The 12,532-nt window shown below is 71.4% G+C and carries 12 protein-coding genes; 9 read left to right on the forward strand and 3 right to left on the reverse strand.

The features are described 5' to 3' along the window. Nucleotides 1-9: 9 nt before the first annotated feature. Nucleotides 10-1,047, forward strand: coding sequence for an aldo/keto reductase (locus tag ACGF5O_RS01080; RefSeq protein ID WP_393807824.1), 1,038 nt, complete (start codon nucleotides 10-12; stop codon nucleotides 1,045-1,047). Nucleotides 1,048-1,198: 151 nt separating this feature from the next. Here ACGF5O_RS01080 and ACGF5O_RS01085 read toward each other — a convergent pair whose 3' ends face one another. Further along, the gene (locus ACGF5O_RS01085) at nucleotides 1,199-2,947 is read right to left on the reverse strand and encodes an MFS transporter (protein WP_393807825.1); all 1,749 of its coding nucleotides are present in this window, start codon (nucleotides 2,945-2,947) and stop codon (nucleotides 1,199-1,201) included. Between the two features lie 194 nt (nucleotides 2,948-3,141). On the opposite strand from ACGF5O_RS01085, the gene ACGF5O_RS01090 reads away from it, so the two are divergent. The 4 genes from ACGF5O_RS01090 to ACGF5O_RS01105 all read left to right on the forward strand — a co-directional run bounded on the left by ACGF5O_RS01090 (nucleotide 3,142) and on the right by ACGF5O_RS01105 (nucleotide 5,461). Next, nucleotides 3,142-4,341 carry a lipid-transfer protein gene (locus ACGF5O_RS01090; protein WP_393807826.1) on the forward strand — a complete coding sequence of 400 codons (1,200 nt, stop codon included), beginning with the start codon at nucleotides 3,142-3,144 and terminating at the stop codon, nucleotides 4,339-4,341. A 166-nt stretch (nucleotides 4,342-4,507) separates the two neighbouring features. After that, nucleotides 4,508-4,672 (forward strand): hypothetical protein, encoded by a 165-nt coding sequence (locus ACGF5O_RS01095; protein ID WP_393807827.1) that lies wholly within the window; start codon nucleotides 4,508-4,510, stop codon nucleotides 4,670-4,672. A gap of 34 nt (nucleotides 4,673-4,706) precedes the next feature. After that, the gene (locus ACGF5O_RS01100; protein ID WP_393807828.1) at nucleotides 4,707-4,910 is read left to right on the forward strand and encodes a hypothetical protein; all 204 of its coding nucleotides are present in this window, start codon (nucleotides 4,707-4,709) and stop codon (nucleotides 4,908-4,910) included. Further along, nucleotides 4,850-5,461 carry a hypothetical protein gene (locus ACGF5O_RS01105; protein ID WP_393807829.1) on the forward strand — a complete coding sequence of 204 codons (612 nt, stop codon included), beginning with the start codon at nucleotides 4,850-4,852 and terminating at the stop codon, nucleotides 5,459-5,461. The genes ACGF5O_RS01100 and ACGF5O_RS01105 overlap by 61 nt, the downstream gene beginning before the upstream one ends. Nucleotides 5,462-5,482: 21 nt before the next feature. Here the strand turns inward: ACGF5O_RS01105 and ACGF5O_RS01110 are convergent, their stop codons facing one another. Continuing rightward, a complete protein-coding gene (locus tag ACGF5O_RS01110) occupies nucleotides 5,483-6,115 on the reverse strand; it encodes a response regulator transcription factor (RefSeq protein ID WP_351490902.1) in 633 nt (210 codons plus the stop codon). A 262-nt stretch (nucleotides 6,116-6,377) separates the two neighbouring features. On the opposite strand from ACGF5O_RS01110, the gene ACGF5O_RS01115 reads away from it, so the two are divergent. Further along, nucleotides 6,378-7,949: an alpha-L-arabinofuranosidase B gene (locus ACGF5O_RS01115; RefSeq protein WP_393807830.1), complete on the forward strand. Its 1,572-nt coding sequence runs from the start codon at nucleotides 6,378-6,380 to the stop codon at nucleotides 7,947-7,949. On the opposite strand, the gene ACGF5O_RS01120 is transcribed toward ACGF5O_RS01115, so the two are convergent. Beyond that, the gene (locus tag ACGF5O_RS01120; RefSeq protein ID WP_393807831.1) at nucleotides 7,927-9,198 is read right to left on the reverse strand and encodes a sensor histidine kinase; all 1,272 of its coding nucleotides are present in this window, start codon (nucleotides 9,196-9,198) and stop codon (nucleotides 7,927-7,929) included. The genes ACGF5O_RS01115 and ACGF5O_RS01120 overlap by 23 nt on opposite strands. Nucleotides 9,199-9,564: 366 nt before the next feature. Between ACGF5O_RS01120 and ACGF5O_RS01125 the strand changes: the two genes are divergently transcribed. Genes ACGF5O_RS01125 through ACGF5O_RS01135 form a run of 3 tightly spaced genes read left to right on the forward strand, consistent with a single transcriptional unit; the run spans nucleotide 9,565 to nucleotide 12,510 of the window. Then, on the forward strand, nucleotides 9,565-10,422 hold the full coding sequence (locus ACGF5O_RS01125) for a MaoC/PaaZ C-terminal domain-containing protein (RefSeq protein ID WP_393807832.1): 858 nt from the start codon (nucleotides 9,565-9,567) through the stop codon (nucleotides 10,420-10,422). Between the two features lie 55 nt (nucleotides 10,423-10,477). Continuing rightward, nucleotides 10,478-11,554, forward strand: a complete 1,077-nt coding sequence (locus tag ACGF5O_RS01130; protein WP_393807833.1) for a Zn-dependent alcohol dehydrogenase — start codon at nucleotides 10,478-10,480, stop codon at nucleotides 11,552-11,554. 11 nt (nucleotides 11,555-11,565) lie between these two features. Further along, a complete protein-coding gene (locus tag ACGF5O_RS01135) occupies nucleotides 11,566-12,510 on the forward strand; it encodes a 3-oxoacyl-ACP reductase (protein ID WP_393807834.1) in 945 nt (314 codons plus the stop codon). The last annotated feature ends 22 nt before the right edge of the window (nucleotides 12,511-12,532 follow it).

A 12,532-nucleotide genomic window follows, 5' to 3' on the forward strand; every position in this document is an offset into this window, starting at 1 on the left:
AGCACCGACATGCGCTATCGCGTCCTCGGCAAGACCGGCATCGAGGTCAGCACCCACTGCCTCGGCACGATGATGTTCGGGGGCGTGGGCAACCCCGACCACGAGGACGGTGCCCGCATCATCAACGCGGCGCTGGACGCCGGCATCAACTTCGTGGACACCGCCGACATGTACTCGGCCGGTGAGTGCGAGGAGATCGTCGGCAAGGCGCTCAAGGGCAGGCGCGACGACGTGGTGCTCGCCACGAAGGTGCACTTTCCGCTCGGGGAGGGCCGCAACCGCAGCGGCAACTCGCGCCGCTGGATCCTCAAGGCCGTCGAGGACAGCCTGCGGCGGCTGGACACCGACTGGATCGACCTCTACCAGGTGCACCGCCCCGACCACACCACCGACATCGAGGAGACCCTGTCCGTCCTCGGCGACCTGGTGACGGCGGGCAAGATCCGGGCGTTCGGCTGCTCCACCTTCCCCGCGGAGGACCTCGTCGAGGCGCACCACGTGGCGGAGCGGCGCGGGCTGATGCGGATGCGCACCGAGCAGCCGCCGTACTCGATCCTCGCCCGCGGCATCGAACGGGCCGTGCTGCCCACCGCGCAGCGCCTGGGCATGGGCGTGCTGACCTGGTCGCCGCTCGCCTCCGGATTCCTCTCCGGCGCCCACCGCGAGGGCCGGCCCGTCGACCTCACCACCGGCCGGGCCAAGCGCTTCCCGCAGCGCTTCGACCCCGAGATCCCCGGCAACGCCGCCAAGTACGCGGCCGTCGAGCGGCTCGTCGCGCTCACCGAGGAGATGGGCTGCACCCTGCCCGAGCTGGCCGTCGCGTTTCCGCCGGTGCACCCGGCCGTGACGTCGGTGATCATCGGCCCGCGCACCATGGACCAGCTCACCGGTCTGCTCAAGGGAGCCGAACTGGTCCTCGACGACGCGGTGCTCGACCGCATCGACGACATCGTGCCCCCCGGCACCGACCTCTACCGCGCCGACGGCGTCTGGCAGCCCCCGTCCCTCACCGACCCGACCGCCCGCAGACGCCCGACCGCCCGTTGAGCGCCCCGTAAGGGGCGCGGGGAACTGCGCGACCAGCCACAACGGCGCCGCAGACGACAGCCGGCACATCGCGGCACGTCTCACCGGAACGCTCGGGTCCCCTAAAAGTGGGGGCGACCGCGACGTACTACTCGCGGCCGCCCCCGGAGGGTCACGCGCTGACAGTATCCCCGGGCAGCGCGAGGTCCAGGTCGACCGCCCGGTCGTCCCCGGCGTGCGTCGCCGACGAGGCCAGCGGGCCGTGGCCCGCCGCCTTCGCGGCCAGCACGTACGCCCCCTCGGCCGGCACCGCGAGCGCGTACGTGCCGTCCTCGGCGGACAGCGTGGCCCCCGCCTGCCGCCCGCGCCGGTCGATCAGGGTCACCTTGGCGCGGGCCACCGGCCCGCCCGTCGCGTCCAGGACCCGGCCGCGGAAGCCGCGCAGCACCTCCTCGGCGCCCGCGAGCACCGCGTCCTCCTCGCTGCTCGCCCGCAGCTGCGTGTGCTGGGCGACCTCGGCCGGCCGGCTCCGCTTCGGCAGCAGCAGGGCGAGGACCAGACCCACCGCGACCGCTCCGGTGGCGATCAGGAACGAGACGCGGAAGCCGTGCATGGTCGGGATGGCGACGCCGCCCACGTGGTTCGCGGTGTTGGCCAGCACCATGCCGATGACGGCGCTGGACACGGACGTGCCGATGGACCGCATCAGCGTGTTGAGGCCGTTCGCCGCGCCGGTCTCCGAGGCCGGGACCGCGCCGACGATGAGGGCCGGGAGGGAGGAGTAGGCGAGGCCGATGCCCGCGCCGAGGACGACCGCGATGACCAGGCTCTGCCAGGCCGCGCTCATCAGGCCGAGACCGGCGCCGTAGCCGATGCCGATGATCAGCATGCCGAGGATCAGGGTGGTCTTGGGGCCGTACTTCGCGGAGAGGCGGGCGTAGACGGGCGCCGTGAACATCATCGTCAGGCCCAGCGGGGCGACCAGCAGGCCGGCGCTGACCATCGACTGGCCGAGGCCGTAGCCGGTGGCCTTCGGGAGCTGGAGCAGCTGCGGCAGGACCAGCGAGACGACGTAGAAGCTGACGCCGACCATGATCGAGGCGAGGTTGGTGAAGAGCACCGCCGGGCGGGCCGTGGTGCGCAGGTCGACCAGCGGGGCGGAGTGGCGCAGTTCGAAGAGGCCCCAGAGGAGGAGGACGGTCACCGAGGCGGCGAACAGGCCCAGCGTGGTGCCGGACGACCAGCCCCAGTCGCTGCCCTTGGTGATGGGCAGCAGGAGCAGCACGAGACCGGCCGACAGGCCGATCGCGCCGGGCACGTCGAAGGAGCCCTCCGCGCGCATCGGGGATTCCGGTACGACGAATAGGGTCAGGGCTATGGAGAGCACGCCGAGGCCGGCGGCGCCGTAGAACAGGGCGTGCCAGTCCATGTGCTGCGCGACCAGGGCCGCGGCGGGCAGCGCGAGGCCGCCGCCGACGCCGATCGAGGAGCTCATCAGCGCCATCGCCGAGCCGAGCTTCTCGCGCGGCAGCATGTCGCGCATCAGGCCGATGCCCAGCGGGATCGCGCCCATGGCGAAGCCCTGGAGGGTCCGGCCCACGATCATGGTGAGCAGGTCGCTGGTGAGCGCGCTGACCAGCGCGCCGACCACCATCACGGCGAGGCTGAGGACCAGCATCCGCCGCTTGCCGTAGAGGTCGCCGAGGCGGCCCATGATGGGGGTGGCCACGGCGCCGGACAGCAGCGTCGAGGTCAGGACCCAGGTGGCGTTGCTGGGTTCGGTGCCCAGCAGCTGCGGGAGGTCCTTGATGACCGGAACGAGCAGGGTCTGCATCACCGCGACCACGATGCCCGCGAAGGCGAGGACCGGGACCACGGCCCCGCTCGCGCCCCGGGCGGGCTGGTCGGTCGTGTGCGTCATGGGGTGGGGCCTCCGGGCCGAGAGAGTGACGGGAAGTACGGCATGCGTGCGGGATAAGTGCTCGGTAAACCTCGTATGCACAGGCAACTATTCCGTTGCTTCGAGCTGCTAACGAATCCTTGACCGTCCCATGGGTTTCTGATCCACCGTCAGGGTCTGGCCTGTTAGTGGAACGTGTTCTAATCTCACGCGTCATGGCTGCTGTGAAGGCGTATGTCGCCGGGGTCGGAATGACCAAGTTCGAGAAGCCCGAGAGTCGTGACTGGCAGTACTGGGACATGGTCCGGGAGGCCGGCGGCTCCGCGCTCGCCGATGCCGGGATCGCCTACACCGATGTGGAACAGGTTCCCGTCGGCTACTGTTTCCAGCCCTCGACCGCGGGTCAGCGGGCCGCCTATGAGCTGGGTCTCACCGGCGTCCCCGTCTACAACGTCAACAACAACTGCGCCACCGGCGCGACCGCCCTGATGCTCGCCCGCCAACTGGTCGAGGGCGGCGCGGCCGACTGCGTCCTCGCCCTCGGCTTCGAGAAGATGAAGCGGGGCGCGCTGGGCGGCGGCGCCGACAGCGGCGACTTCTCGACGTCCCCCGTCGCCCGGCACTACGGCGTCATGGCCGCCCGGCACGGCTTCGAGATGACCCCGCCCACCGCGCAGATCTTCGGCGACGCGGCCCGCGAGCACATGGAGCGGTACGGCACCACCGAGGCGCAGCTCGCCGCCGTGGCCGCCAAGAACCACCGGCACTCCGCGGACAACCCGTACGCCCAGTTCCAGGACGTGTACGACGTCGCAGGCATCCTCGCCGCCCGCACCGTCCACCGCCCGCTCACCAAACTCCAGTGCTCGCCCACCTCCGACGGCGCGGCGGCGGCCGTCGTCGTCTCCGAACGGTTCGCCGAACGGCGCGGCCTCACCGGTCTTGTCGAGATCGTCGCGCAGGCGATGACGACCGACACCGAGGAGTCCTTCGCGTCGGGCTCGTGCATCGACGTCGTCGGACAGCCCATGTCACGGGCCGCGGCCCGGCAGGTGTACGACCGCTCCGGACTCGGCATCGAGGACGTCGACGTCGTCGAACTCCACGACTGCTTCTCCGTCAACGAACTGCTGACCTACGAGGCGCTCGGCATGTGCGCCGTCGGCGAGTCGGGCAAGCTCGTCGAGTCCGGCGCCACGACGTACGGCGGGCGCTGGGTGGTGAACCCCTCCGGCGGGCTCATCTCCAAGGGGCATCCGCTGGGCGCGACCGGGCTCGCCCAGACCGCCGAACTGGTCTGGCAGTTGCGCGGCACCGCCGGCGACCGGCAGGTGCCCGGCGCCCGGGTGGGGCTCGCGCACAACATCGGACTGGGCGGGGCGGCGGTGGTGACGCTGTTCCGGCGGGCGGTCTGAGGCTGCGCCCCGAAAGGGGCGCGAGGAACTGCGCGACCAGCCACGACGGTGTCGCGGCCGACCGACGGCACGGCGCTTTTGGCTAAGCGCTCAGGGCGTACGACCGATGCCGGGTGCGCCGAAAAGCCGATGCAAGGACCGTAACCGGCTTGAGAGCATGACAGCCATGCTCGAAGCCGCGGACACCTCGCACATATCCCGCCGTACCGCACCCTCCACCTGGCTGGTGGTGGCGCTGGCGTGTGCCGGACAGTTCCTGGTCGTGCTCGACGTGTCCGTGGTCAACGTGGCGCTCCCCTCGATGCGTGCGGACCTGGCGCTGAGCTCCTAGCTTTTACTGGGGGTCCCCCCTCTGGGGGAGGGTGGTGAACGCGTACGCCTTCGCCTTCGCCGGGTTCATGCTGCTCGGCGGCCGGGCCGGCGACCTGCACGGCCGCAAGCGGATGTTCCTGGTCGGGCTCGGCCTGTTCACGCTGGCCTCGCTCGGCGCCGGACCAGGCGCTGGGCGGTGGCGGCGGCCACGGCGGTGGCGGTGCTGGGCGGATCGGCGGGGGCGACGCTGGCGGTGACGGGACTGCCCCGGGAACACCGGGCGCAGGTGGCGCACCAGGTGTGGGACGCGTCGAAGGCCCGGTTCTCGGAGCTGGGCAGCGGTGACGACCACGGCAAGCGCTGGCAGGTCCTGCTCTCCGTCTGGGCGGCGCCGCACAACAGGACGGAGGCGGCCCAGCAGCTGGAAGCGATGCGGGAGTTCGGCATCCCCGGCGGCGCGCGGCCCCGGCTCGCGGACATGGTCGGCAAGACGTCGCACTACGTGACCCTGAGGTACGGCGACGACCCCCTGAGGCCGATCATGTTCGACACGGTGGCGCAGTGGGAGAAGCTGTCCGGCGACGACCTGCAGTCGGCGGCGGTGCCGCTGGCCGAGGAGGACACCGAGGCCCCGGAGCGGCTGGTGGTGGGCATGGCCGCCGGGACCGCCCAGCAGGTCCGGTGCACCTTCGACGACGGGACGAACATCTCCGTCCAGCCCCTCGACGGCCTGGGAACCCCGATGAGCTGGTTCCTCTGCCTGGGACCCCAGGGGGCGCGGAGCAAGACCGTGGCGGTGGTCAAGTAGCCCGGCAGGCGCCCCTGCGGCTCACAGCCACCCCTGCTGCCGGGCCTCCCGTACCGCCTCCGCCCGGTTGCGGGTGCCGGTCTTGCCGATCGCGGCGGAGAGGTAGTTGCGGACCGTCGACTCCGACAGATGCAGCTTCGCCGCGATGTCGGCGACGGTCGCGCCGTCCACCGACGCCTTCAGCACGTCGCACTCGCGGGCGGTGAGCGGGTTCGGCCCGGCGCTGAGCGCGGCGGTGGCGAGCGCCGGGTCGACCACGGTCTCCCCGGTGAGCACCCGCCGGATCGCCCGGGCCAGTTCCTCGACCGGCCCGTCCTTGACGAGGAAACCGGCCGCCCCTGCCTCCATCGCCCGGCGCAGATAGCCGGGCCGGCCGAAGGTGGTGAGGATCAGCACCCGGCAGTCCGGCGCCTGCTCACGCAGCTCCGCCGCCGCGTCCAGGCCGCTCATGCCCGGCAGTTCGATGTCGAGGAGGGCCACGTCGGGCCGGTGGACGAGCGCGGCATCCACGATCGCGTCGCCCGTCCCGACCTGGGCGACGACCTCGATGTCCGGCTCCATCCCGAGCAGTAAGGCGAGAGCGCCGCGCATCATCCCCTGGTCCTCGGCGAGGAGCACCCGGATGGACTTGGCGGGCCGGTGGTCCCGGGGCATCTCGTTCGCAGGCTCGTACACAGCCCAAGCGTAGCCTCGGGCCCGGCAATTAAAGAATAGCCATTGTTCCGCGCCGCAGGGCTTGACGCCGGTTGACCGTGCTCAAACAATCACCTCTGCAATTCCCCGAACGGCCGGCGAATGGTCGGTATTTCGACAGCTGAATAGGTTCGGTATTTCGGTCGAACGCCGTTCGGGATACCGGACGCCAGGAACCCGCACCGCCCTACGAGGAACCAAGAAGAGGTGCACCGTGTTCTCAGTGCCTGTACGAGCCCTGCGCTCCTGTCCGCCGCGCGTCCGCAGAGCCGTCCTGTCCGTGCTCGCCGCGTTCGTGACCGTCGCCGCCCTCGTCGTCGGGGCCGGCACCCCCGAGGCGTCCGCCGCGAGTTCGCTGCCCTGTGACGTCTACGCCGCCGCCAGCACCCCGTGCGTCGCCGCGCACAGCATGGCCCGCGCGCTGTACTCCTCGTACGGCGGCTCCCTCTACCAGGTGCAGCGCGCCTCGGACAGCGCCACGGCCGACATCGGCCTGCTGGCCACCGGCGGCTACGCCAACGCCGCCGCGCAGAACTCCTTCTGCGCCGGTACGACCTGCATCATCACCAAGATCTACGACCAGTCCAGCAGGCACAATGACCTCACCGTCGAGGGCGCGGGCGGGGCCGGCGCGGCCGACGTCGGCGCCCCGGCGGACGCGCTGCCGGTGACCGTCGGCGGGCACCAGGTCTACGGCCTGGAGATCTCGGCCGGCATGGGCTACCGGGACAACTCCACCTCGGGGGTCGCCACCAACGGCGCCGCCGAGGGGATGTACATGGTCACCTCCGGCACCCATGTGAACGGCAGCTGCTGCTTCGACTACGGCAACGCCGAGACCAACAACAAGGACACCGGCAACGGCCACATGGACGCCATCAACTTCGGCACCGAGTGCTGGTTCGCGCCCTGCTACGGCTCAGGACCCTGGGTCCAGGCGGACCTGGAGAACGGGCTGTTCGAGTCCAACCTCGGCTACAGCACCAACTCCTCCAACACGGGCACCGGTGCGATACCGTTCGTCACCGCGTTGCTGAAGAACAACGGGCAGGACCATTTCGCACTGAAATGGGGAAACGCGCAATCGGGCGGTCTCACCACCACCTATTCCGGCAGTGAGCCCAGCACCAGCAGCGGTTACTCGCCGATGCACCAGGAGGGCGCGATCGTCCTCGGTACCGGCGGCGACAACAGCAACGGCTCCATCGGCTCGTTCTTCGAGGGCGTGATGACCTCCGGCATCCCGACCGACGCCGCCGACGACGCCGTCCAGTCCGACATCGTCTCCGTCGGCTACGGCGGCGCGACCGGTTCCACCGGCACCCTCAACTCGGCCTCGGAGATCTCCCTCCAGGCCACCACGTCCTGCTGCACCACCGACTACGTCCGCCACCAGAACAACGCGGGCGTGCTGTCCGCCATCACCTCCAGCAGCTCCATCCTCGACAAGAACGACGCCACCTGGATCGTCCGCCCCGGCCTGGCGAGCAGCTCCTGCGTCTCCTTCGAGTCCCGGAACTACCCCGGCGACTACCTGCGCCACTACAACTACAAGATCTACCGGCAGCCCATGGACGGCACCAGCACCTTCAGACAGGACGCGACCTTCTGTCCGACGACCGGCAAGAGCGGCACGGGCACGTCCTTCGCCTCGTACAACTACCCGACGAAATACCTGCGCCACTACAACTACAACCTCTACATAGCGAGCGACGGCGGCTCCAACGCCTGGGACAGCGCCACGTCCTGGACCGACGACGTCAGCTGGGCCGTCAGCTCGCCCTGGGCGCCGTAGCGGCCACCGGGGCCAGCAACTCCAGCGCCTCGGTGGGAAGTTCCGCGGTGACCGTGAAACCGCCGCGCGGCGCCGGGCCGGCCGTGAGGGAGCCGCCCGCCGCCGCGAGGCGCTCGGCCAGCCCCTTCAGGCCGGTGCCGCCGACGCCCTCCGGGCAGGGCTCGGCGGCCACCGCGCCCGAGCCGTCGTCGGTGACCGTCAGCCGGGCCCGTCCGGCGGCGCCGTCGACGGTGATCTCGCAGCGCGTGGCGCCGCTGTGCCGGACCACGTTGGTGACCGCCTCGCGCACCACCCAGCCGAGCAGCGTCTCGGTCTGCGGGACGAGCGGGGCCCCCGACTGCCGGACCACCGGTTCGACGCCCGCCGCCGTCAGGGCCGAGCGGGCCCGGACGAGATCGGCGGCCAGGCTGCCCTCCCGGTAGCCGGTGACCGCCTCGCGGATCTCGGTGAGCGCCTGCCGGCCGACCGACTCGATGTCGGAGATCTGCGTCAGTGCCGCGTCCAGGTCCCGGGGCGCGACCCGCCGGGCCGCCTCCGACTTCACGACGATCACCGAGAGGGTGTGCCCGAGCAGGTCGTGCAGATCCCGGGAGAAGCGCAGCCGCTCCTTCTCCACCGCCCGCCGGGCCAGCTCCTCGCGGGCGGCGCGCAACTCGCGGACGGCCTCGGAGAGGGAGAGGATCGCGGCGGTGATCATCGTCGACAGGAAGGTGCCGTAGGCGATGGTGATGGCGTCGGAGCCGTCCCGGTACCAGGAGACCGCGCCCGCGAAGCAGGCCAGCAGGATCCCGGTCCGGCCCAGCCAGGGCCCGCGCAGCGCCGCGCCGGCGGCGAGGCCCAGCAGCGGGAAGAACATCAGCCAGCTGCCGCCGTAGCCGAGGGCCAGGCCGGTGGTCAGCAGACCCATCAGCAGCAGGGCGACCCGGGTGGAGACGGCCTCCCGGGCCTCTTTGCGGAAGGAGCGGAAGGTCACGTAGATGTAGAGGGAGTTGAAGGCCAGCAGGCCGATCCCGCCGATCCACGGATTCGCCGTCCTGCCCTGGAGCAGGTTGGAGAAGGAGCCCAGCCCCATCAGCAGCCACGGGAGCAGGGCGAACCCGGAGGGCGGCGGCCCCGCGTGCTCGGGCGTCTCACCGTTCTTCCGGGCGGCCTTCTGCTGTTCCTTGAAGCGGGCCATGTCCTCCCGCCACTGGGCGCGCGCCGTCCGCCACCCGTCCACCTGGCACTTCACCTGCTGCCGCCACGCCATGTCACTCGTCCCCCGATCTGTACGGATCCGATCCGCTGTGTTCTGTCCGCTCTGTTGCGTCCGGCCTGTTGCGTCCGGCCTGTTGCGCCCGGCTTGTTCCGTCCGGGCGTACTGTCCGGCGGTACGACCCTACGAAAGGCGGCGCCGGTTCGGCAGAGGCGGATGTACGGCCGTGGGCAGGACAAATGTCATGGTCCGGCGCAGCCGCATCTGACGCGACGTCAGGAGCCTTCACAAGTGCGGAGCGCTGGGCTATACAAGGTGCGCTGGAATGGAACGCGTTCTAGATCTGCACCCGTGGACGACCTCGGTGCGGCCGACGGTGCGGACGGCCGTGCCGAGGTCTTGAGACACCTCAGGAGCCGTATGCCCATCGACGCCGCCAAGGCCCTCGCCGCCGAACCCCGGTCCGGGGAGATCCACTGGGAGCGCCGGGACGTCCAGCTCTACCACCTCGGCATCGGCGCGGGCCGCCCCGCCACCGACCCCGACGAACTGCGCTACACCCTGGAGACCCGGCTGCACGTGCTGCCCAGCTTCGCCACCGTCGCGGGCGCCGGCTCGCCCGGGGTGATCAGCGGACTGTCCATGCCCGGCATCGACGTCGACCTCGCCAAGGTGCTGCACGGCGGCCAGCGGCTGGAGATCCACCGCCCGATCCCGGCCGCCGGCACCGCCACCGCCACGGGCCGCATCGCCGCGGTGTACGACAAGGGCAAGGCGGCCGTCCTGGTGATGCGCACCGAGGTCGCGGACGCCGACGGCCCGCTGTGGACCAACGACGCGCAGATCTTCGTACGGGGGGAGGGCGGCTGGGGCGGCGACCGCGGCCCCTCGACCCGGCTCGACCCGCCGGACGGCGAGCCCGACCGGACCGTCGAGCGCCCGGTCCGCGAGGACCAGGCCCTGCTGTACCGCCTCTCCGGCGACTACAACCCGCTGCACGCCGACCCCGAGTTCGCCAAGCTCGCCGGCTTCGACCGGCCCATCCTGCACGGGCTGTGCACCTACGGCATGACGCTGAAGGCGGTCGTGGACACGCAGCTCGGCGGGGACGTGAGCCGGGTGCGGTCGTACACGACGCGGTTCGCCGGGGTGGTGTACCCGGGGGAGACCCTCCGGATCCGCATGTGGCGGGGCGACGGGCGGATCCGGGTCGCCGTCGGTGCCGTGGAGCGGGAGGACGCGCCCGTCCTCGCCGACACGATCGTCGAACACTCTTGATCAGTCGAACACGCTTGATCAGTTGAACAGCTGAGCAGTTGAGGGGAGCCGCACCATGCGCGCAGCCGTACTGCACGAGATCGGCCAGGAGAAGCTGGACGTCCTCGACGACGTCGAGGCGGTGGGATTCGGGCCCGGCAGGGTGCGGATCCGGGTGCGCGCCACGGGGCTGTGCCACTCGGACCTGTCGGCGATGAGCGGGGTGCTGCCGCAGCCGGGACCGTTCGTGCCGGGCCACGAGGGCGCGGGCGAGGTCCTGGAGGTGGGGGAGGGCGTCACCCGGGTGAAGCCCGGCGACCGGGTGGTCGTCTGCTGGCTGCCGGCCTGCGGCGCGTGTCCGGCGTGCAGGCGCGGGCAGACCGAGCTGTGCCTGGCCGGGTTCATGAACGCCGGCACCCCCAACTTCAGGCGCCCCACCGGCGACGTCTTCGGCTTCGCGGGCACCGGCACCTTCACCGAGGAGGTCGTGGTCGACGCCGGGTGCGCGGTGCCGATCCCGGACGACGTGCCCTTCGACATCGCCGCGCTGATCGGCTGCGGAGTCACCACCGGGCTCGGCGCCGCCCTCAACACGGCCGACCTGGAGGCCGGTTCCTCGGTCGCCGTGATCGGCTGCGGAGGCGTCGGGATCTCGGCGATCCAGGGGGCGCGGCTCAAGGGCGCGGCCGAGATCGTCGCCGTCGACCCGGTCGCGTCGCGGCGCGAGTCGGCGCTCAGGTTCGGGGCGACGCGGGCGGTCCCGCCCGACGAACTCCCCGGCGCCAAGCAGGAGGTCACCGCCGGCGAGGGCTTCGACTACGTCTTCGAGGTCGTCGGCAGGTCCGCCACCGCCCGGACCGCGTACGAGAACACCCGGCGCGGCGGCACCCTCGTGGTCGTCGGCGCGGGCGCCATGGACGACTTCCTCCAGCTCAACATGTTCGAGCTGTTCTTCGACGAGAAGCGGATCCTGCCGTCCATGTACGGCGGCGGCGACGTGGTTCGCTCCTACGAGCGGACGATCGCCCTGTGGCGGGCGGGCCGGATCGACCTGGAGGGCCTGATCACCCACCGGGTACCGCTGGCCGACATCAACGAGGCCCTGGACCAGATGCGCACGGGCACCGCCCTGCGCACCTGCATAGAGATCTGAGGGGCCGCCGTATGCAGGAGAGTCCGCTGGCAGGGCTGGCCGCCGTCGTCACGGGGGCCGGCCGGGGTCTCGGCCGGGCCGAGGCGCTCGAACTGGCCCGGCTGGGCGCGGCCGTCGTCGTCAACGACTTCGGCCAGCCGGGCCGGGACGGCTCGGGGGCGGCCTCCGCGGCCCCCGCCGAGCAGGTCGCCGAGGAGATCCGCGCGGCGGGCGGCCAGGCCGTCGCCCACACCGGCGACATCGCCGACTTCTCGCAGGCGCGAGACCTTCTCACCCTCGCGACAACCCATTACGGAAAACTGGACATCCTCGTCAACAACGCCGGCATCCTGCGCGATCGCATGGTCTTCTCCATGACCGAGGACGAGTGGGACTCGGTGATCAGGGTCCACCTCAAGGGCCACTTCAACACCACCCACTTCGCCGCCGCGCACTGGCGGGACCGCTCCAAGGCGGCGGGCGGCGCGAAGGTCTACGGCCGGATCGTGAACACCTCCTCCGAGGCCTTCCTCGCCGGTTCCGCGGGCCAGCCCAACTACGCCGCCGCGAAAGGCGGCATCGTCGGCCTGACCACCTCCACGGCGCTCGCCCTCGCCAAGTACGGCGTCACCGCCAACGCGATCTGCCCGCGCGCCCGCACCCGGATGACCGAGGACGTCTTCGCCGGCTTCGAACAGCCCGCCGAGGGCCTCGACCCGCTCGCCCCCGAACACGTCGCCCCCCTCGTCGGCTACCTGGCCTCCCCGGCCGCCGAACGCGTCAACGGCCAGTTGCTCGTCGTCCACGGCGGCATGCTCGCGATCTTGGAACGACCGCGCGTCCAGGCCAAGTTCGACAGCAAGCAGGACACCTTCGACTACGCCGAACTCGACGCCGTCCTCACCCCGCACTACGCGGAGCGGCCGGCGGGGGAGACGTTCGCGGCGGCGGAGGTGCTGGGACTGAAGCACGGGTGACACCGGCCGGCCGCCGTGGGAA

This window comes from Streptomyces sp. NPDC048291, assembly GCF_043201715.1.
Lineage (GTDB): Bacteria > Actinomycetota > Actinomycetes > Streptomycetales > Streptomycetaceae > Streptomyces.